Source organism: Pelagicoccus mobilis (genome assembly GCF_016595505.1).
Lineage (GTDB): Bacteria > Verrucomicrobiota > Verrucomicrobiia > Opitutales > Opitutaceae > Pelagicoccus > Pelagicoccus mobilis.
In genome coordinates, this window is the sequence record NZ_JAENIL010000045.1 from 24,345 (window position 1) to 44,609 (window position 20,265).

Genomic DNA, 20,265 nt, shown 5'->3' on the forward strand with positions numbered 1-20,265 from the left:
AAAATTCAAAACCTAGGTTGGTCATGCTGATCACTACCGATGAGCAGCGTAGGGATACTCTTGGTATCTATGGATGCGAAGCTATCTCAACGCCCCATATCGATAGTATCGGATTGCAGGGCGAGTGTTTCGATCAGGCCTATACAGTAAGTCCCTGGTGCATGCCAAGCCGGTGTTCGATATTGACTGGGATGTATCCGCATTCCCATGGCGCGTATAGCAACTTTAGTGGAGACCCCCTCGATCCGGAAATACCTAACCTCTATACTAGTGCAAGGACGGCTGGGTATTCTACAGCTCATTTTGGCAAGTGTCATTACGAACGCGTGAGGTATGGGACTTTTTCCCCCGAGAGAACGAGCGCTAGTCCAGGAACCAGAGATTACTATATGAGTCTAGGGATCGACCATCTTGCGTTGCAGGACGACAAAAACGTCTCGATTTGGCAGTACGATGACTATAGTCGTGAGCTCGAAACCGAGGAGCTCTTAGACGCGTATCGCAGGAAAGCCTGGAATCGGAAAGAAGGAGGTGTATTTGAATTTCCAGGACAGACGTGCTGGCATCCGGATGCTTGGGTCGGGAGAAAGGCACGAGAGTATATTGACGAGTGGAATGGAGAAAGGGACCTCTTTGTATGGCTCTCGTTTTCGGGGCCACACTACCCGATTGATCCACCAAAAGAGTATTTAGCCCGTGTAGATCAGGATCGGCTTCCTCCTATTCAAAAAAGGGAGGGGGAATGGGATCACGGGGAGCGAATACATGAAAGTAGCTACCATGGTCCAGGGAAAATAGATGGATGTGGGTACTTGGAAACAAGAGCTTGCAAGGACTATGATGAAGAATACTGGAAGCGGATGCGAACGCACTACTTGGCCAATATGGCTTTGATTGACGAACAGGTTGGCTCAGTCTTAAGTGCGGCGAATCGAACGTTCGGAAATGACTCATTGATTATGTTCACTTCTGACCATGGGGATATGTTGGGCAATCATGGTTTATGGGGGAAGCATAACTGCGCATATGATGAAGTCCTAAGGGTTCCTTTCCTGATGAAGAGACCAGGAGCCGGAGGGGAAGGAAGACGAATATCGGAGCGTATCCAGACCATTGATATTTTTCCAACGATCTCCGACTGGATTGGCGCAGGGTATACTGGAGTGGATGGGGTGACTATCGATGAGACTGTGGCTGGTGGCGGTTACGAGTACACTTTGGCGGAAGGAGAAGGGTACTATTGTGTAGATGATGGGCGTTACCGTTTGGTTCGGGCTGTAGTGGAAAGGAACGATTCTCCGGTTTACGAGCTCTATGATCGTATCGCGGACCCACATTTGTACAATAACCTGTATCGAAAAGGAGAGTTCAATGAGGTGTTCGAGAGACTTCGTGGAAAAGTCGAAGAACAAACGGCTATTTGCGAAATTTTGTAATATGAAGGTTTGGACAATTGAAGAAATAAAGAATTGGCAGGAGAGTCAGCCGTATCGAGTGGGAGCAAACTTTGTGCCCAGTTCGGCAATCAACCAGTTGGAGATGTGGCAGAAGGAGAGTTTCGATCCAGAAACGATTGATCGTGAGTTAGGTTTCGCCGAAGACGTAGGCATGAATGCGATGCGAGTCTACTTGCATGACTTGCTATGGGAGCAGGACTCGAGTGGCTTTTGTGAGCGAATCGATCGGTATTTGGAAATCGCAGACAGGCGCGGGATCTCGACGATGTTCGTCATATTTGATGATTGCTGGAATCAGAGTTTCGCACTTGGTACGCAACCTGAACCAAAGCCATTTACGCACAATTCGGGTTGGGTTCAGTCGCCGGGTGTTCGTATCGTGAATGATTCGTCCAAGTGGGAGCGATTAGAAAGGTACGTGAAGGGATTGCTGTATCGATATCGCAATGACGAACGTATCTTCGCATGGGATCTCTATAACGAACCCGGAAATGGCACTTCGGGAGATGACAGCCTCAAGGATGAAAAGCAGATCGACCGTTCTTTGCCTTTGCTCAAGTCAGCCTTTGAGTGGGCTAGGAGTGTTGGAGGTGTGACACAACCGCTAACCTCTGCGATCTGGAACTTTGATGAGAGCTTCGCTCGCATCAACGAGTTTCTGGCGACGCACTCAGATTTTATCAGCTTCCACTGCTACGCCTCTCCTCATGTTATGGTAGAGAAAATCGAAAAACTGAGGGTTCATGATCGACCGTTGTTTTGCAGCGAGTACATGGCTCGTGGGCAAGGAAGTAGCTTTGCTTACACACTACCGATGCTAAAACGTTTTGGAATTGGTGCGTTTAATTGGGGCTTGGTTTCTGGACGGACGCAGACCATATACCCCTGGGGTTGGACTGAGGAAAAGGGCGAGCCCTGCCTGCTCTTCCACGACGTTTTCAGTCGGGACGGAGGGTTTCTGTATCCCTTGGAAGAAGCGGTCATTCGAGAGGTAACAGGTGTACAGAAATACGTAGTCTAGAGTTTGGCTTGCTTGCTGGAAATTTGGCGGCCCGTATCTTTAGGAACCGAACCGTCGCCTGGTTGGTTTGTAGATCTGCGAGAGTTAAATTCTTGGCGGGAACCTTGTACGCTTGAGTTTCTTGCCACTTCGTTGAGAAACGAGGGGTGCCTGATTTTCTGAACACAGAAGAGTGTGCGACGGGGGTGAGCTGTGTTTGAGCTTCTCCTCGCGATTTGTGTCGTTGTCGTTGTTGTGGGGATTTGGTTTTTTCTCCGTCTTAGGAGAGTATTTGGAGGGGATCGGCTGGAATCCCTTGCTGATGACGCGGCTAAGGGACGTGAGAGAGGGGAGCGACTTCTCGTTTGTTTTGGCGACAGTCTGACCCTCGGGCATCACAGCTACAACTGGGTGAGTGATCTCGAAAAGTCCGAAGAATCGGCGGGATACGCAGTGCTGAACGCCGGTTGTAACGGAGAGTTGGCTTATAACCTTGTACAGAGGTTGGAATCGGTAACCGAGTTGAAGCCCGAGCGGGTGACTTTATTGGTCGGTACAAACGATGCACGGGCGATCGATAACCTGGATGCAGCCAAGGTTTATCAAAAGGGGCAAAAGCTTCCGCAGTTGCCGGATGAAGCGTTTTTCGAGGCTAATTTTGAAACCCTGCTTTGCGAGCTCGAATCACGCTGCGATGCAGAAGTGATCGTTGTCGGGATTCCCATGCTGGGCGAACGACAGGGGGAGCCAGTTAACGAGCTCGTCGAGCGCATGAACGGATACATGCGGGATCGAAGCTCTGCCCATGGCATGGAATTCGTTGATCTCTATGGCGCTTTGCGTGAACACTTGCGAGGTCAAGATACGAGCGCTGGGCCAAGCTACTCCGGTAGCGCCTCGCTCCGCCTGATGATGAAGTCAGTCTTCCTAAGGTTTGGATTCGGCTGGAGCTGGCAGCGTATTGCGAAACGTAACCGACTGCTGGTGCTGACTGATATGATTCACCTGAATGAAACAGGAGGGCGGATCTTGCTAGAGTTGGTCCGTGAGCGATTGTCAGTGCTCAATCGAGAATGACCCAGCGAAACAGCTTCCTCTCAATGAATAGCGATTGTTAGCTTTGAGTTCCTTGTTCGATCAAGATCGTTCGCATTTTGCGAATGTGATCCACAAAAAAATCGGAGATTTGAGCAGTCCTAGTTTAGGAAACTACACTCAAATCTCCGATTGGAGAATCTTTCTGTATCCTCTATAAGGATACTTTAATATGCTGGGAATAGGGCGACTCTCAACCTTGTGAATCTAAAGCCGTAGAGGTTTGCTCTTATTTGCGGTTCCGGTAGAACGCCAAACCGAAAATGGCCAACCCTAGGAGAGAGAAGGTGGTGCTCGTATCAGGAACTGGAGTGCCTGTTACTTTAACATTGTCGAAGTATGTAAATTCGTTTGTGCCTGTGTTGAAGATTTCGATCGCGACCTTCAAACTTGTACCTGAGAGGCTTGAGCTCATGACTGTTTGATCTGGAATTGCGCCGAAAAATGTGGTGATATTTGTAATCCCGTTGGAATCGAGGTCGTAGCCTACACTCAAGTAGTCATTTGTTTCAAATTCCCTGTCGTTCTTTGTCCATACGTCTACGAATATCTTGATATCTGTGAAGCCTGCTATGTTGATGAGTGGGCTAAACCATGTCCCTGAGCTTTGTGTCGGATTTTGATCAACGTTTTTACCGAGCCATGCCATCGCTCCTCCATCGATTCCAAATATGCCGGCACCCGTGTAATTTGTTGACCAGCCTCCCAATGCGTCGCTGAAGTCTTCCTCGTATATAGTGACCGCGTGGGACGAGGAGATTCCCAGCACGATTGTGACTGTGATGAGGGATAGTATTTTTTTCATACGGAGTCTTTGTTTACTGTTGTTTGGGTAAGTGCCCTTGAAGGGATTGGTTTATGTACCTTAGGTACTAGCACTTACCGTGCCCCAAAGCGAAATGACTTCGACTACGGTGGATAAATTGGCTCTTAAGTTATTGGAAGATAATAGGTTATTGAAAATGAGATCGATGTAAAAAATACAAGAAGCCTTACTGAGAATAAGCGGATTGTAAGAGATCCTTACTAGATTACATTATCGATCGATCTCAGGGACATTTCCTAGTCGAGCACCTCAACAGAGGTCTAAAGCTACCTGGAGAGGTAAAGATTTAGTAGCCCTATTGTCTTCCGGTGATGTTCTTCGGTGTCTTCTGGGATCTTCCAATTGTTGTAGCCGAGTGGGCCGCTGTAGTTGGAATCTTTTAGGAGTTGGATCCATGATTCGACATCGTACTGGCTAGTGGCGAGGTCTTGTACGACGTCGCTCCAATCACGCGAACCGGGAGTGTAGTTTCCGGGCAGGTTTGCTCCGCTTACCGTGGCGAGTTTACTGTAAGGCGAAGCGAGCTCAACAACCTCGGAAAGTCGGTGTGCGTTGCCTGCTCGAAGCTCATGGGGGAGTTGAAGGGAAGTGTAGAGGTTGGGCCGGGCGACCTTCTTGATGATTGTTATACTATCTTCGACATCGAGTATGTAGTGCCGGTCGTGTGGATACAGGATTACCTCTGTATCGAACTTGGCTGCGAGGTCGCAGACGGCTTGCGTGAAGTTAACGGTAGCTTCCTCAGTGACGTTTGGATTTTGTAGAGCGAGCCAGATGGGTGCGTTTTGCGAATGTCCGAGTTCAAGGACGCTTTGCACGATTGGCAGGGCATCGTCGCGTTCTAGATTCAGTGGCATGTAAACGCCGTAGACTCGAAACTGTCCCGAAGCGACGAGCGGGTGTTGAATGGTCTGGCGAAACTCTTCGAGGGTCTTTTTGTTGTGAACGAAACCGCCGATGCCATTGTATCCCACCTCGGCGAGAAACTCGATCCGTTCGGCGATCGAATGATCGGAGAATCCGTAGCTCATGGCGAAGATGGGATTCTGCGGAGTAGCGTGCATGGCAGTTGCGATGAGGGAAAAGAGGACGGAGGCTAGTCTTTTGAGGGAGTGCATCTGATGTCAATAGGGGGTGGATCGACTTCTCCGAAGGCGATCAGGACGTCTTCGGAGAAGCCGTCCCACCAGTTCGGTAACTTTTGGAGTGATTCGCTATGACGGAGCATCGCACTCCTACTTGATCGTTACGATGGTTCTCCGATAGGAAGTGATTGGATGAATGTCGGATTTGTCTTTGACCTCGAGGATGAGGTGGAGAGTTTGGCCTTTGGCATCACTCGGGAGCTCGAGCTTGCATGTGGCTTGGTCGGGATGGGTGACTAATTTTTTAAGGTCGCCTTTGTAGGTGCTGGGTTCTTCGTAAATCCACCATTTGAATACGAGTGGGTCGCCGTCGGGGTCGGTTGTTTGGCTGGCGTCAAAGGTGAGAGTGGTGCCAGCTTTAGCCGTGGTGTGAGCGATGACTGGATCGGAGCTACCGTTAAGAATGATAGTCGGCGAGTGGTTGGCCTCTTCGTACTTCTTCAGGCACCAGTCGGCACGGGCGGCGAAGTCGGAGAAGAAGGCGTCTCGCCAACGCCAGACCGGAGCGAAGTGGTTTTTTGTGTGAGTGATTGGCGGCTCTGCGGTGTGGTCGGTCCACGTGTCAGCCGCTTCGTCAAACATGTGGAATTCTCCGTAGGTCTGTTCGTCGACCCGGACATCGCGGTGTTTGGACCAAACGTTTTTGCTACGGGTGTTTTGGTAGCGTCCTCCCCAGCCACCCCATTCTGGGTGTTCGGGATCTTGTAATCCGTTAGGAAGGAGACGGAGGAAGGGAATCGTACCACCGCCTTCGAGAAAAGAAACACCGCCGCGTGGAAACTGACGGAGCGGCCAACGGGCCATGAGGGGACCGTGGTTTCCTTTCAGGTGCTCGAGGGCCCAGAGGTGTTGGCCGAGACCGGAGTATTCGTAGGGCTTCCAAGTGTAGGGGCCGAGTTCCTTTCCGCTGCCGCGGTTGTCTTGGCCACCGTCTATGCTCGGACCACCATAACAGTAGGTTTGATAGTTAGAACGTATCCAGTTGATGGATGGCCAACGTGCCATGATCCACGCACCCGCATTGTCTTGAGCTCCGTTTTCGAATACGCGGAGTTTAGCAAGGGCGGCTTGGAATTCGAAAGTGGGAAGTTTTACTTCCAGGTCGAGAAGAGCTTGGGCGAGCGTATTGCTGCCTGCATTGACGATTACGTGGACAGGACGTGGATCGTCTTTGAGGAGGGAGCGCTCGATGAGCCTGGAACCTGGGGAGGTGCGGCCAAGTTTGGCGTCGGAAATGCCGTAGCGGTGCTGCCCTTCGGCGACAACGGACTGGAGATGGGAAGCGTTGGGCCAGCCATCGGCGTGTATCCGGAGGTTGTCTACAACCCGGTCGTAGCCGTCGATGAGGTGGAAGAAAAGTTCGGGCTGGGGATCTTTGCGGAGGAATTTGCCTGTGACGGCGATGAGGCCCTCGATGTCGAGTTCGTTGGCGTAGAGGAGTAGGTGCACCATCTGTTGCTCTTCGTCTGGCTCGTTGCCCATGTCGGCGAGAACGATGACGCGGGGCTTTTCGAGAGCGTGTGCGGTGAGGGGTGTAAAGAAGTAGATGAAGAGGGCGAGGAGGGTGAGGAGTTGGCGGGGTAGGGACTGACCGCCGGGCAGTCCGCTTCGGTGTGAGGGCATGGTTTTCATGATAGCTTTTGCTCGGGTTGTGGCGGCTCGCCCGGCGGTCGAGCCCTACCTATTTCACTAACTCGAAGTCTCGGGTGATGCCGCCGAGGGTGACGGTTACGGGGTAGGTGCCGTTGGGGAGGTTGGAGAAATCTAGCTCTTTATTGCCGTCGGCGGTGCCGGAGAGGACGGTTTCGCCGGAGGCGTTTTTGATCGTGTACTCAGCTGGTAGTGGGGCGTAGATGTAGAACTTGCCGTTTAGGAATTGGTAGACGTAGGTGAACTCGTTGGCGATGAACGCTGGGCTGAATGGACTGCCTGCCTTGGCTGCTGCGTTGGAACGAGTGAGTAGATCGTCCATGAGAGCGGGGGAGTCGGCGAGGAACTGGTCGCGCATTTTCTCTTCAGTGGCTTGGTCCATGGTGCCGTCGTTGGCGACTTCGTCGATGGTGGGGCCGAATTCGTCTACGAGCAGCCAAAAGGTCGCTCCATCGGACTGGTCGGGTTTGCCATGGTAGAACTTTGCGTGGCGGAAAATTTGACCGAGGCGGCTGTTGGAGAAGTCGTCGATATTTGGATACTTGTCGGAACCGTTGACCACGCCTTTTTGGCCGGTGGAGCCGAGTTCGACGTATTTGACGAGTGGGTTGCTGAGGGCTTCTTCGTGCAAGTAGTGGCAGGCGATCTCGTCGTCGCGGCAGTTGGCGACGTGGAAGGGGCGTTCGGGAGTGCCTTGGGCGATGAGCGACTTGGTCCAGTGGGCGACCATGGTGATGTTTTCGAGTGCATCGAGCTTACCAGTGGTGAGGCAGTGTTTCACTGCCATGGCAGCCTCGGTAGCCGGTCCCCAGATAAGGACGTAGAGCGGACCTTCCTCAGCAGTGGTTACAAGATCCGCTACCGTGGGGAGTTTGCTGAGATCCGTGTAGTCGGAATTTGGATCGTAGGGGATTGGAGTCCCGTTTTGCTGAACGCTGGAGATTTCGAAGGGAATTGTCTCAGGGTAGCCGGGGAAGGCTTCGTTGAGGTAGGGTTGATCATGCTCGTAGGCGGCGACGAAGACTTCGTTGAAGAATGTTGTGGCGTCACTGAGGCCAACCCGTTGGTTGGAGGAGTAGACGATGCGTTCGATATCGAAACGATTGGCTTCGAGAAGGAGGGCCGCTAAGGAGACTATGTCGTCGGGATCATTATAGGGGTGGCCGCCTGCACGACGATCGTTCGGATCGGACATGTCGGTGAGGACCCAAATGCGGGGACGCTCCTCAGAGGTGACTGTGTTGGTGGACTGGGTACAGGCGGTTAGGAGGGAGAGAATTATGAGGGATGATGTATGAAGTAGGAAGTGTTTCACTTGGGGGAATGATCAGGTTGTGTGTTTTTTTGACCACTACCGAGGAACGTAGTGACGACACTCGATGAGCGGAGCGAAGAGACAATTACACAGATATCACAGATTGATGTGGGAAGGGAAATGGCCGTCGGGACGACGGCCGCTACCTTATTGGAAGTCGACGAGGCCGAGGTCTAGGAAATGGATGCGGATGCCTTGAGAGTTGTTTTCACAGCGTACGGCGATGGTGTTGGTTCCTTTCTTGAGGGCCTTTTTTGCTTCCTCGAGGGCGGGTTCAAGACGATAGAAGGGGGACCAACCGCCTGTCTTTCGAAGGAGCACTCCGTTGAGGTAGACCTCTACTCCGTCGTTGTTGTGGAGCTGGAGCATCAGGTCGCCGATCTTGGCATCGCTGACTTCGAAGCTGCGGCGGAGCCAGATGTGTTCGCTGACCCAGTGAGTATTGACTGGGAAGAGTTCACCGTCTGGATCACCGAAGGGAGCGAGTCCGGAGTTCCAGTTGGAGTCGTCGAAGTCTGGCTGTTCCCAACCTTCGGAGGGTTCGTTTGTGGTGTAGCTCCAGCGGCTTGAGGCCTCGCGACTTGTCGGAAGGAGGGTGCGTGGTTTGCTTTGCTTCTTGTCGATGTTGTAGAGCGGGGCGTGCTCTTTGGCGAGCCACTCAGGGGCGAACTTGTATCCAACACGATCGTACGTGAGGAGGCCGTTTATTTCTACTTCGACGTCGGTCGTCTGAGTGTAAATGGCTGCAGAGAGTCCTGCACGGATGAGTGGCTTTAGCTCCTCGTTGATCCCGCGGTAGCGTTCGTTGCGTGCTTCGGCTGCTTCTTCGGGCGTTTGAGCAGCGGTATCGGCTCCATAACCCCAGCCGCCTTTAGGATCCCAGGTGTGGTCACCGGGAAGCTGGCCTTTGATGCCACCGTATTCAGAAAGCACGAGGGCGCGATCCTTGATCGTGTCCGGCATTGCTGGACCAGGGTAGCGGTGAATGTCGGCGAGGTGACCGTGTCCGTGGTCTTGCCAACCGCTAGGTCCGCCGACGATGCGAGTCGGGTCGTAAGCCATAAGCCACTTCTGGAGGTTGGTGGAGTTATGCTGACCCCAACCTTCGTTGAAAATTGTCCAAATGATGACCGAAGGGAAGGGGCGTAGGTATTCGACCATGGCGTTAGTCTCATGGCGGAACTGGGCGGCGGCTTCGGTTGATATTTGGTGTTCCGCTTGGATGATGCTGTTGAAGGTCGCTCCATTTGCGGAGGGCATGTCTTGCCAGACGAGGAGACCTAGCTTGTCCGCCCAGTAGTACCAGCGGGCTGGTTCGATCTTCACGTGTTTGCGAGCGGTGTTGAAGCCCATCTTTTTGGTGGCTTCGATATCGAAACGGAGAGCTTCATCGGTGGGAGCGGTGTAGAGACCGTCTGGCCACCAGCCTTGGTCGAGGGGACCAAGGAGGAATTGGAAGTCGTCGTTGAGAGTGATACGTGTCTGGCCGACGCTGTCTTTTGCAAGTCCGACTTCGCGGAGTGCTGAATAGGTGGATACGGTGTCGACTGTTTTGCCGCTTGAAATGAGCTCGAGCTGGATGTCGTAGAGAGTGGGAGACTCTGGAGTCCAGAGTTTGGATTTCGATACTTTTAGATCGAGTGGGTGGTTTGCGGGACCGGAGGCAGTTCCAACGGGCTTCCCGTCGAGAGTAGCGGTGGCTTTGAGGGTGAGCTGTGGAGAGTAGCGACCAGCTGTTTCGGTGTGGATTGTGAAGGTCGAGGTTTCAATGTCTGCCACTGTGTAGGCAGCACGTATCGAGGAGGCGGGTACGGTTTCGGTCCAGACGGTTTGCCAGATGCCGGTGACTGCGGTGTACATAATACCGCCCGGCTTGTCTACTTGCTTACCGCGGGCTTGCTCGCCTTCGCTGGTAGGGTCCCAGACGCGGACTTTGATCTCCTGCGGGTTGCGGCGTTTGATGTGATCGGTGATGTCGTAGCTGAAAGGATCGTAACCACCGCGATGGACTGGCATGGCTTCGCCGTTGATCCACACCTCGCACTCCCAGTCGACGGCCCCGAAGTGAAGGAGAACACGGTCGCCGTTGCTAGCTTGAGCGATATCGACGTCGCGTTGGTACCAGAGTTCTCGGTCAGCTCCTACGTTTCGCTGGACACCGGAGAGTTGTGACTCCGCAGCGAATGGGACAAGGATTTCACCGTCCCAGGATTTTGGTGATGGAGAACCTTTTTCGGTGATGGCGTAGTTCCACTTGCCGTTGAGGTTTGACCAGGAGTCGGAGTCGCGGACAAGTTGGGGGCGTGGGTACTCTGGCCAAGGGAGTTCTTCGGAGACTTCGGCGGCCCAGGGTGTTTTTAAGGAGCCGTAGGTGGAGTCGTCGCTTGCAGTTGCGAGCGAAGTGATGGCTAGGATTGGGGTAATAGCGGTGGCTAGTAGGTGTAACGGTTTCATTGGGAGTTTGTTTTTGCCCACGAAGGGCACTAAGAAGCACGAAGACGTACGAAGGGTTGGTTAGAAGTTGGCGGCTTTGCTAATTGCCTTAGGAAACTTGGAGATGGGGCGGATTTTCATGTCTTGATAGTAGACTTCTGCCCCTTCGGATTGGATTTGTAGTTTGCCTTTGGTGAGGGGGGCATCGGCGTCACGTTGGCGGATGTCCTTGATGGCTAGGACGACTTGGCCGTTTACCATGTGTACTGACTTATCCCCTACGGCGTAGACTTCTATGTGTGTCCATTTGCCGTGGGGACTTTCCTCGTCGGAGGCGATTTGAACGCGGCCTTTTTTGATGTAGTCGGATGTAGGATCCCAGCGGTATTGTGCCTGGCCTTTTATGGGGTTCGCATTCTCGGTTACACGTACGGTTCCGCCGGTGCCGGCAAGCATGAAGAGATCGCCGAAGTCGCCTTCCTGAATCTGGAACTCGACGCAGCGCATCCAGACATTCCAGAAGGCTCCGTGCGGGCCGACGCAGTGATAGAGGAATCCGCTGTCGCGTTTGCGATCGAGTCGCGGCTCCCACTTTTGTTCGCCCCATTTAACTTTGGCGGAGAAGTGGTAGTTCTCGTATTCCGAGAGTGTTGTAAGGCCGCCATAGATCTCGCCAGTGATTTTTAGTACGGGCTCGTCGCCCTGTGTGATGATGGAGAAGACATTCTTAGGGTCGTTATCGAGACCTAGTGGTATTCCATCTTGGGGTTTCTCTGCGGTTGGGGTTCCGGCTGGAAGACCTTTCACGCTTGGATGGGGAACGCCCATCCAGAGCTCCCATTTCGAAAGATTTTGATCGAGAAGCGGATCCCAATCCTTTTCGGCGGAAAGAGCTGAAGAGGTGAGTAGGCTTGCGACTGCCAATGAAAGAGAAGCGAGTGTTTTCATTTTATCTGAAGGCTAAACCAGTAGGGGCTGGGAAAGGGGTGTTGGACTTTGCTGTGAGTTGGCCGGTTGCTGGATCGAGTGAGAAAAGGGTGAGGTTGTCCGAGTTCTTGTTGGAGACGATGAGCCATTCTCCGGACGGATGGATCTCGAAGTAGCGTGGATGTTGACCGCCGGAGCTGATGCGCTGAACGAGTGTTAGGCTGTGGTCGTCTGCTATTTTGAATACGGCGAGGGTATCGGGACCACGGTTACTGGCGTAGATGAATTTTCCGTTGGGATGGATGCGGACTTCAGCGCTGAAGTTTTCTGCGGTCTGATCCGGAGCGGTGGTTGGGTAGGTGTTGCCCTCTGAAAGGTAGCCGGTGGCTGTATCATAGGCGTAGTGAGTCAGGGATCCGTTGATTTCGTTGATTACGAAAAGGCCGGTACCATCTGGGTGCCAGGCGAGATGACGGGGACCGGCACCGGGGCGAGCTACAATGGGGCGAGTGAGTGGGGTGAGAGTATCGTTGGATGGATCGAAGGCGTAGGAGCCGAGACGATCCGTTCCGCGGTCGCAGACGTAGGCGTACTTGCCATCTGGCGAGAAGAACGATGAATGTGGGTAGGAGTGGTCTTGGCGTTTCGGGTGAATGCTGGATCCGGTGAGTGTGACCTCGTCGGTGACTTGGCTTAGGGATCCGTCTTCGCGTATGGCGATGGATACGACGGTCGGTGTGAGGTAATTGGCTACGAGGGCGTGAGTGCCTTCGGGGTGCAGATCTATGTGGAGGGGAATGCGGCCGGGAAAGGGTACGCTGTTTAGTGGTGCCAGTGTATTGTCCGGTTCGATACGGTAGGAATGGAGAGCGGCGGCGTTGTCAGACTGGCCTTGATGGGTGGTGAGATAGAGGTGCTCGCCGTTTGCGGAGAGTTTGAAGAAGAAGGGGCGTTCCCCTATGAGTTTGCTCGGAGTGGAGAGGCTGCCGTCATTGGGATCGAAGTGGGCGAGGTAGATGCCGGCTTGGCCTTCGTTGTCGGCGGAGGCGATGTAGAGTGGGGTAGCAGGCATGGTTGGAGCGCTGGAGAAGGAAATGTAGATGAAGAAGGAGAAGAAGAGTTGGGGGAGGGGGATCATACCTCGGAGCAAAGGAACGTGGGTTGTGGGGAGGTCACCCGCGGAGCGGCTGACCCACCTGAGTTGGCATTAGTGTTTTGGATCTTTGGTGCCGTGGTAGTTGGGGAGGACGTCGTGGGATTCGGCCCACTCTTGCCAGGCGGCGGCCATTTCGGTGACGAGTTCGGGGTGTTGGTCGGCGAGGTCGATTGATTCGGTTCGATCAGTGGCGAGGTTGTAGAGTTCCCAGTTCTCGTCGCCGATGCGACCGAGGATTTTCCAGTCACCTTTGCGGGCGGCTCGATCTATGTAGTGTTCCCAGAACATCCAGTCGTGGGTGTCGCGGGAATCGCCCTTGAATATGGGTATGAGGCTGCTGCTGTAGAGTGGCTTGATCTTGTTGCCCTCGTATTCGCTTGGATAGGACGCTCCGGCCACTTCGAGGAAGGTTGGCATCATGTCGGTGAGATAGCCTTTTTCGTGGGTGAGGGTGCCGGGCGCTGTTGTGAGTCCGGCGGGCCAGTGAACGATGAGTGGGGTCGCAATGCCGCCTTCGTAGAGTTTTGCTTTGTAGCGACGGAAAGGGACATTTGAGGCGTTGGCCCAGCCGGTGCCGTAGGAAGAACCGCCTTTGAGGTTTTTCGGACCACCAGCTCCTCCGGCTCGTGGTTGATTGACGGCTGAAAAGAGACCGCCACCGAGATCGGTATACGGTTCGGCACAGGCTCCGTTGTCGTTGAGGAAAATCAGGAGGGTGTTGTCGAGCTGGTCGGAATCTTTGAGGTGTTTAACGACGCGGCCTATGTTGTGGTCCATACGGTGGACCATGGCGGCGTAGACGGCCATGCGGTAGTCTAGTTCGGATACTTGCTGTTCGGTGAGTTCGGTCCAGGCGCGTGCTCCATCGTCGCGTTGGGAAAGCCCCCATGAGGGATCGACGAGGCCAGCGGCGATTTGGCGTTGCCAACGGGAGGCGCGCAAGACGTCCCAACCGGAACGGTAGCGGCCGGTAAACTTGGCGATGTCCTCGTCGCGGGCGTGCAGAGGCCAGTGGGGTGCGGTGTAGGAAAGGTAGAGGAAGAAGGGCTCGCCTTCGGGGGTGGTGTCGATGAATTCGAGGGCGTAGTCGGTAAAGGCGTCGGTTGTGTAGTACTCGCCGGTGGGTTCCGGAAGGTGGTCGTTGTCGAGGGTGAGACCGCGAGGATGACGAGGGGCGTGGAAGGAGGACGCACCTGATACAATGCCGTAAAAGCGGTCGAAGCCACGTTGGCGGGGCCATTTTTCCTGGCCGTGGTACCCGAGGTGCCATTTGCCGGCCATGTAAGTGTGGTAACCTGCGGGCTTGAGGGCTTCGGCGATAGTGACGCAGGATTTGTTGAGGTAGCGCTTGTATCCAGAATCGGCATCGGCTGGAGCGGCGACCCCGGGGTCTTCGGCTAAGATGCCCATGCCAGCTTGGTGTTGGTAGAGTCCGGTGAGTAATGCAGCGCGTGTAGGAGAGCAACGGGCGCTGTTGTAGAATTGGGTGAAACGAAGGCCGTTGTCAGCGAGGTTCTGGAGAGCGGGCGTTTCGATTTCGCCTCCATAGGGTTGGATGTCAGACCAGCCCATGTCGTCCGACATGATGAGGACGATGTTTGGTTTGCTGGCGGAAGCAGCAACCAAACTGAGTGTGAAGTGTGAAATGTGGAGTGTGAAAAGGAGGGCTAGTCGTTTGCGTATCATTGTATCGGGGAAAGTTGTTGATGAAGGGAATCGCGGCACAAGGCCGCTTCCCTCCTGTAGTTACCAGGTGGTGACGTCGATACCCATTTCTTGGAATTGGGCAGCGGCGGTTAGGAAGTGAGCGGTGATCCAGTAGACGTTCCAGTTTTCTATGTAGTCGCCGCGGACGCCGTCGATGTGCACTGCATTGTAGTGCTGGGCGTAGGTTGTTTGGTGAAGCTGTTCGCCGGCTGAGCCCCAGGGGTCTGTCAATTGACCGCAGGGGACGGTGAGAAGGCGGGCTGCTTTCTTGTAGAGGTCTTGGCCGGTGAATTCACCGAGCTTCCAAATCGCAGGAGCGCAAAGTACGCCGTAGACGTCGAGATGCATGTTTTGCACGGAGACTGACGTCCAGCCTCGAGAGCGGAATGCGTTGTCGGCGAGACGACCGGCAGGCATGGGAACATCCCAAACATACATGTAACTGAGAACGACATCGGCGGCATGACGGGCAGCGGAAAGGTATTTCTTGTCGTTGGAAATCTCATACAGGGTGAGGAATCCTTGAAGGGCAGCCCATGCCCCTTCTTTGTCCTCGCACCGGGCGTCAAGCGTGCCGCCCCAGTAGGGTTCATCCATCGAAAGGTGACGGTTTAGGTAATGATCAGCCGCTTTGCGGGCTGCTTTGAGGAATCGCTTTTTGCCGAGCAGATCGGCTCCTTGGGCGAGAGGTGCGATGAGGAATCCTTCGTTTGTGGATACGGGATACCAGTCATCGGAAAGGATGCGGTCGGCGTGGAGTTCACACGACTTGAGCAGGAATGACTCCCATTTGCTAGTGTCGAAGTGCCCGTTTGCCCGGGCGACGCGCAGGGCGTTGAACATGTTGTTCATGGTTTGCCCTTGGGAAAGTGGGTTGCGTCGGTCGTACCATTCTTGATCGTGATAGTTGTAGCGGATGGAAAAGCCTTTTGGTGTGAACGGAGAGGTGGAAATGAAGTCCATGGCTTTCTGGGCGATCTCGTCGGCTTGTTTGATGCCGAAAGCGCCACCCATCAGTATGAATGGGTAAGCTACCGCCTCTGATTGGCCAGCCCAGCCTAGGTCGACCCAAGGGCGTTCCTCGCCGGGAAAAGCATCGATACCCGCGTATTGCTCTCCCTCCCGCCAGCGATTGACGGAGTCGTTCATCTTGAGTTGCAGGATTTCGCGGTAGGGCGTGTATCCGTCGGTCGAGTACTGATTGAAAAGCGTGAGGGAACTTTCGACAAGGTCGCTTAATCCGTGGCCGCGTTTTGTTTTTTGGGGGGATTGAAGATAGACCGTTTTGTCGACGATCGCTCCGGGCTGAAGGGTGCAGTAGGCTCCGGTGTACGGGATGAAACGTTTTTGTTCGGCCTTGATGGTGCCTGTTTGCTCGTTGGAGGCGACGGCTCCAGAGAGGAGGGCGAGCTCAATGGTATCGGCGTCGATGCGTTCGAACCCGAGCGACCACCATTGATCTTCGAGGTTTCCGTATTGAAGTGGACTGGGGAGACTGTGGAGTGCGGCGACTTGTGTTTGGGAGCCGAATACTCCTTCTGCTCCGGCGAAAGGCATGGGATAGCGGTGTTCCTCGTAGTAGCCTTTGCCACCCGGGGTGTCGGCGATGACGGGAATGCGTGTGGGGTCGACTTTCTGACCGGCTGGATTTCCGTAGTAACTGATGCCTGGAAGAATTGGGCGGGCAGAGGTTAGTTTAGTTTGGGTGCGAATGGAGAGTGTGACTTCCTCGAGAGGAGAGTCGCCGGTCCATTCCCAGCGGCGGCGGATTTCAGTGAGTCCGTCGACGCGTTCGCGTTGGGCGTCTCGCAGTTTGAGTTCGCCGGAGGGGAGGGAGATGGTGCCGTAGTGGATGGTCCATTCTCCAACTGTTTCGGATTTGGAGGGCGAAGTGTGGTGCCAGTTGGAGGGGGCTTCTTCTTCCCATGCGGTGGCAACGGACCAGCGTCCTTCTTGTGGGAAGTCGAGGGAGGCGGAATGGAGAATGGATATTCCGGGAAGTAGGAGGAGGGGGAGGATGAAGCGTTTGATTCTTTGGTTCATCTCGTATGTATTATTTTTGACATCGCTCCTTCGTCGCTAGATCGCCTGCGGCGAACAGGATCTCGCTGCGCGAGAGCAGGTTTTGATTGTTGGGTTGTGTTGAGGTGTTCTGTTGCGGGCTCGCACTACCTTTGTTTGGGGCGTTGGGCTTTGGCTTCGGGGAGGGAGCGGAGGTGGACTTTAATTTCTGCTATGATGTCGGGACGTTCGGTGGCTATGTTCTTGGTTTCAAGAGGGTCGTCACGGTAATCGTAAAGTTCGTAATCCGCTGTACTTTCGGGGGCACCAGGCTCTTTCCATTCCACGAGGCGATAGCGTTCTGTACGGAGAGCGCGTCCAATCATTCGCTTGTCTTGGGGGCCGCGCGGATAGGCGTGGTAGGCGTATGGTTTGGAAGGCTTGCTTGGGTCTTTAAGTGTATCCGCTAAGCTGTGACCATCGAATGGTTGGGGAACGGTTGCCGCGGGGGGAGGAAGATTCGCGAGAGCAGCGAGAGTGGGGTAGACGTCAACGGTTTCGGCGAGGGCTTTGGTTTGGCTCCCAGGGGGAGTGACGCCGGGGGCGGAGAAAATGAGAGGGATGCGGTTGGCTTGTTCGTAATTGCTGTGCTTGGTCCACGAACCATGGTCACCGAGGTGGAAGCCATGGTCGGACCAGAGGACGACGATGGTATTGTCGGTAAGTTCCAGTTCGTCGAGGGCGGTGAGTACGCGGCCGATCTGGGCGTCCATGTAGCTCGTGGACGCATAGTATCCATGAATCAGTGACTTCTGCAGGCTCGGCGCAAGCGGTGCTTTGTCGAACTCTGGGACTGGGGTGTACTGGGCCAGTTCGCCATAGCCTTTGTGGGCGTAGGTCGGAGCGCCTTTCGGGCGTTCGCGATAGGCGGCGAGCTCGAGCTTTTCTTTATCATAGAGCTCCCAGTACTTTGCGGGAGCGGTGAAGGGCATGTGTGGCTTGGTGAAGCCGAGTGCGAGGAAGAAGGGCTGATCATCTTGGGCGTAATCCTTGAGGCGTTCTATCCCAACGTCGGCGATGCGACCGTCTGAGTAGGCGTTGTCGGCGACGTCGGCCTTTTCCCATGCGGCTCCGCGTGGGAGTTCTCGGTTGGGTTTTCCGGTTTTCGCATTGGTGAAGTAGGCTTCCTCGCGAGTGAGCTGACCTTTGGTGCTTTCTTCTAGTAGATATTCTACGACCGGTTCGAAGTGGTAGTCTTCGGTCCATGACGCAGTGTCGTCGGTGTTTCCGTGCCCGACGTGGTAGACTTTTCCTACGGCTGCGGTGCTGTAGCCGTGTTTTGCGAAGAACTGGGGCATGGTTACCGCATCAGGGTACGCTTTGCGGAAATTGAGGCCGAGCGTGTAGAGACCGGTGGAAGTGGAGCGAGCTCCCAGCATGAGGTTGTTGCGGGAGGGGGCACAGACCGCTTGATTACAATAGGCGAGCTCGAAGAGGGTGCCGCGGGAAGCCAGCTTGTCGATGTGAGGCGTTACCGCGACTTTGTCGCCATATGCTCCGATGGCCGGTTTCAAATCGTCTACCAGAAGTAGGAGGACATTCGGTCGTTTTTCGGCGGCAGTTGCCGTGTTCAGTCCGAGGCAGAGGGTTGCCAAGCCTAGTAGCAAAGTAGGTTTCATAGATGGGGTAAGTGTATCTTTGAGCTGGCGAAGCGGTTGGTTGGGCTTGCCATCAATTGGAACTCTCGAAAACGAAAGTCGGTTTCAAAGAAGAACTCTTTTACTTTCAAAAACGAGAAAAAATGAAATAAAAACGAATAAGACTTGCAAAAACAGAAGCAAAAGAGAGTCTGAGTATCGATTCGTGAGCGTCAGGATCATCGTATCCTGTGCGAATAGACTACCCCCTTTCTCCAGAACCCTAATCTAGCCCGTTGCTGGGCAATGCTTTATGTCATTCAAAGTCGTTTTCATTGGAGCCGGAAGCATCGGCTTCACACGTAAGATCGTTCAGGATCTCCTAGGTGTCCCCGAATTCCGGGACATCGAGATCGCGTTTACGGATATCAATCCCGAGAACCTCGATATGGTGACGCAGCTGTGTCAGCGCGACATCGATCACAATGGTTTGCCGATCAAAATCCAAAGCACTCTCGATCGCCGTGAGGCTCTACGAAATGCTCGCTATGTGTTGACTGTAGTTCGCGTAGGTGGGCTCGATGCCTTCCAGCACGATGTGGATATCCCGATGAAGTACGGGGTCGATCAGTGCGTAGGCGATACGCTTTGTGCAGGCGGTTTGATGTACGCTCAGCGTGGAATCCCTGTGATGCTCGATATTTGCCAGGACTTATTGGAGGTCGGCGAGCCAGGTGCGATGATTTTCAATTACGCCAACCCGATGGCGATGATGACTTGGGCGGCCAACACCTATGGTGGTGTTCAGACAATAGGACTTTGCCATGGTGTGCAGAATGGACACAAGCTGATGGCGGAGGCCTACGGACTGCCGCAGGAGGAAATCGATATCATCTGTGCTGGAATTAATCACCAGACTTGGTATTTGGATATCAAGCACAAGGGTGAAGATATTCGTGGCGATTTGCTGAAGGCCTTAGAAGCTCATCCTCGCATCAGCGAAGAGGAGAAAGTCCGCATCGATGTGTTGAAGCGTTTTGGCTACTTCTCAACCGAGTCGAATGGCCACTTGAGCGAGTACTTGCCTTGGTACCGTAAGCGGGCCAGTGAATTGAACGATTGGATTTCTCTAGATAAATGGATACACGGCGAATCCGGTGGTTATCTGCGTGTGTGCACCGAAGGTCGCAACTGGTTCAAGACTGACTTTCCGTATTGGATGTCGGAGCCGCCAGCTCCTTATAGTCCGAACAATCGTGGTATTGAGCATGGCTCATACATTATCGAAGGTTTGGAAACGGGCCGCGTTTACCGTGGGCACTTTAATGTGCCGAATAATGGAATCATTTCGAATCTGCCGGATGACGCGATTATCGAAGCTCCTGGATACGTGGATCGCAATGGTATCTCGATGCCAACAGTGGGTGACTTGCCACTCGGTTGTGCGGCGATCTGCCAGCAGAGTGTCGACGTACAGCGCCTCGGCGTTTTGGCTGCGGTCAATGGTGACGATGAGTTGCTCCGCCAAGCGATGATTTTGGATCCGCTGGTGGGGGCTGTTTGTACGCCGCCCGAAGCGTGGCAGATGACCGATGAGATGCTGGTCGCTCTTGCAGACTGGATGCCTCAGTACAAGGAAGCTATTGTTGGAGCGAAGGAGCGTCTGGCGGATGCTGAGAATTTGCTTCCTACGAAGGATGGATACAAAGGGGCAGCCCGTTTGAAGACCCGTAGTGTGGAGGAGTTAGCTGAGGATAAGGAGTCGATCCGAGCTCTCGCTACCAAGCACGATAAAGGGTAAAAGTATTTTGGATACGATTGTATCCATTGTTTGTTTGTAGTTCTAGTTAAGGTTTGAGCGGGGCGTCTGTAGGGGACGTCCCGCTTTTCTTTGTTTGGAACTACTAACAGGATCC

At 54.0% G+C, this 20,265-nt stretch carries 14 protein-coding genes; 4 read left to right on the forward strand and 10 right to left on the reverse strand.

Annotated features, from left to right (window positions below):
* The first annotated feature begins 23 nt into the window (after positions 1 to 23).
* The 3 genes from JIN87_RS20710 (at position 24) to JIN87_RS20720 (ending at position 3,534) form a co-directional block, all read left to right on the forward strand.
* A complete protein-coding gene (locus tag JIN87_RS20710; RefSeq protein ID WP_234033536.1) occupies positions 24 to 1,436 on the forward strand; it encodes a sulfatase family protein in 1,413 nt (470 codons plus the stop codon).
* A 1-nt stretch (position 1,437) separates the two neighbouring features.
* Positions 1,438 to 2,478, forward strand: coding sequence for a glycoside hydrolase 5 family protein (locus tag JIN87_RS20715; protein WP_200357534.1), 1,041 nt, complete (start codon positions 1,438 to 1,440; stop codon positions 2,476 to 2,478).
* 192 nt (positions 2,479 to 2,670) lie between these two features.
* On the forward strand, positions 2,671 to 3,534 hold the full coding sequence (locus JIN87_RS20720; RefSeq protein WP_200357535.1) for an SGNH/GDSL hydrolase family protein: 864 nt from the start codon (positions 2,671 to 2,673) through the stop codon (positions 3,532 to 3,534).
* Between the two features lie 247 nt (positions 3,535 to 3,781).
* On the opposite strand, the gene JIN87_RS20725 is transcribed toward JIN87_RS20720, so the two are convergent.
* The 10 genes from JIN87_RS20725 to JIN87_RS20770 all read right to left on the reverse strand — a co-directional run bounded on the left by JIN87_RS20725 (position 3,782) and on the right by JIN87_RS20770 (position 18,391).
* Positions 3,782 to 4,357: a VPDSG-CTERM sorting domain-containing protein gene (locus tag JIN87_RS20725; protein ID WP_200357536.1), complete on the reverse strand. Its 576-nt coding sequence runs from the start codon at positions 4,355 to 4,357 to the stop codon at positions 3,782 to 3,784.
* Between the two features lie 287 nt (positions 4,358 to 4,644).
* The gene (locus JIN87_RS20730; protein ID WP_200357537.1) at positions 4,645 to 5,496 is read right to left on the reverse strand and encodes a sugar phosphate isomerase/epimerase family protein; all 852 of its coding nucleotides are present in this window, start codon (positions 5,494 to 5,496) and stop codon (positions 4,645 to 4,647) included.
* 117 nt (positions 5,497 to 5,613) lie between these two features.
* Positions 5,614 to 7,155: a nucleoside hydrolase-like domain-containing protein gene (locus JIN87_RS20735; RefSeq protein WP_200357538.1), complete on the reverse strand. Its 1,542-nt coding sequence runs from the start codon at positions 7,153 to 7,155 to the stop codon at positions 5,614 to 5,616.
* Between the two features lie 49 nt (positions 7,156 to 7,204).
* Complete coding sequence (locus JIN87_RS20740) at positions 7,205 to 8,488, reverse strand: nucleoside hydrolase-like domain-containing protein (protein ID WP_200357539.1); 1,284 nt, start codon at positions 8,486 to 8,488, stop codon at positions 7,205 to 7,207.
* A gap of 147 nt (positions 8,489 to 8,635) precedes the next feature.
* Complete coding sequence (locus JIN87_RS20745; protein WP_200357540.1) at positions 8,636 to 10,942, reverse strand: glycoside hydrolase family 2 protein; 2,307 nt, start codon at positions 10,940 to 10,942, stop codon at positions 8,636 to 8,638.
* Positions 10,943 to 11,002: 60 nt separating this feature from the next.
* Positions 11,003 to 11,869, reverse strand: coding sequence for a 3-keto-disaccharide hydrolase (locus JIN87_RS20750; protein WP_200357541.1), 867 nt, complete (start codon positions 11,867 to 11,869; stop codon positions 11,003 to 11,005).
* Between the two features lies 1 nt (position 11,870).
* On the reverse strand, positions 11,871 to 12,986 hold the full coding sequence (locus JIN87_RS20755; protein WP_200357542.1) for a lactonase family protein: 1,116 nt from the start codon (positions 12,984 to 12,986) through the stop codon (positions 11,871 to 11,873).
* A 69-nt stretch (positions 12,987 to 13,055) separates the two neighbouring features.
* Positions 13,056 to 14,690: an arylsulfatase gene (locus JIN87_RS20760; RefSeq protein WP_200357543.1), complete on the reverse strand. Its 1,635-nt coding sequence runs from the start codon at positions 14,688 to 14,690 to the stop codon at positions 13,056 to 13,058.
* A gap of 60 nt (positions 14,691 to 14,750) precedes the next feature.
* The gene (locus tag JIN87_RS20765; RefSeq protein WP_200357544.1) at positions 14,751 to 16,754 is read right to left on the reverse strand and encodes an AGE family epimerase/isomerase; all 2,004 of its coding nucleotides are present in this window, start codon (positions 16,752 to 16,754) and stop codon (positions 14,751 to 14,753) included.
* Between the two features lie 125 nt (positions 16,755 to 16,879).
* Positions 16,880 to 18,391 (reverse strand): sulfatase, encoded by a 1,512-nt coding sequence (locus JIN87_RS20770; protein ID WP_200357545.1) that lies wholly within the window; start codon positions 18,389 to 18,391, stop codon positions 16,880 to 16,882.
* Between the two features lie 271 nt (positions 18,392 to 18,662).
* Between JIN87_RS20770 and melA the strand changes: the two genes are divergently transcribed.
* On the forward strand, positions 18,663 to 20,150 hold the full coding sequence (gene melA, locus JIN87_RS20775) for an alpha-glucosidase/alpha-galactosidase (RefSeq protein WP_200357546.1): 1,488 nt from the start codon (positions 18,663 to 18,665) through the stop codon (positions 20,148 to 20,150).
* Positions 20,151 to 20,265: the final 115 nt, after the last annotated feature.

Coding starts and splice junctions, on each gene's coding strand:
- JIN87_RS20730 (WP_200357537.1), bottom strand. CDS start 5,496: ATGCACTCCCTCAAAAGACTAGCCTCCGTCCTCTTTTCCCTCATCGCA.
- JIN87_RS20725 (WP_200357536.1), bottom strand. CDS start 4,357: ATGAAAAAAATACTATCCCTCATCACAGTCACAATCGTGCTGGGAATC.
- JIN87_RS20760 (WP_200357543.1), bottom strand. CDS start 14,690: ATGATACGCAAACGACTAGCCCTCCTTTTCACACTCCACATTTCACAC.
- JIN87_RS20745 (WP_200357540.1), bottom strand. CDS start 10,942: ATGAAACCGTTACACCTACTAGCCACCGCTATTACCCCAATCCTAGCC.
- JIN87_RS20715 (WP_200357534.1), top strand. CDS start 1,438: ATGAAGGTTTGGACAATTGAAGAAATAAAGAATTGGCAGGAGAGTCAG.
- melA (WP_200357546.1), top strand. CDS start 18,663: ATGTCATTCAAAGTCGTTTTCATTGGAGCCGGAAGCATCGGCTTCACA.
- JIN87_RS20735 (WP_200357538.1), bottom strand. CDS start 7,155: ATGAAAACCATGCCCTCACACCGAAGCGGACTGCCCGGCGGTCAGTCC.
- JIN87_RS20770 (WP_200357545.1), bottom strand. CDS start 18,391: ATGAAACCTACTTTGCTACTAGGCTTGGCAACCCTCTGCCTCGGACTG.
- JIN87_RS20750 (WP_200357541.1), bottom strand. CDS start 11,869: ATGAAAACACTCGCTTCTCTTTCATTGGCAGTCGCAAGCCTACTCACC.
- JIN87_RS20765 (WP_200357544.1), bottom strand. CDS start 16,754: ATGAACCAAAGAATCAAACGCTTCATCCTCCCCCTCCTCCTACTTCCC.
- JIN87_RS20755 (WP_200357542.1), bottom strand. CDS start 12,986: ATGATCCCCCTCCCCCAACTCTTCTTCTCCTTCTTCATCTACATTTCC.
- JIN87_RS20710 (WP_234033536.1), top strand. CDS start 24: ATGCTGATCACTACCGATGAGCAGCGTAGGGATACTCTTGGTATCTAT.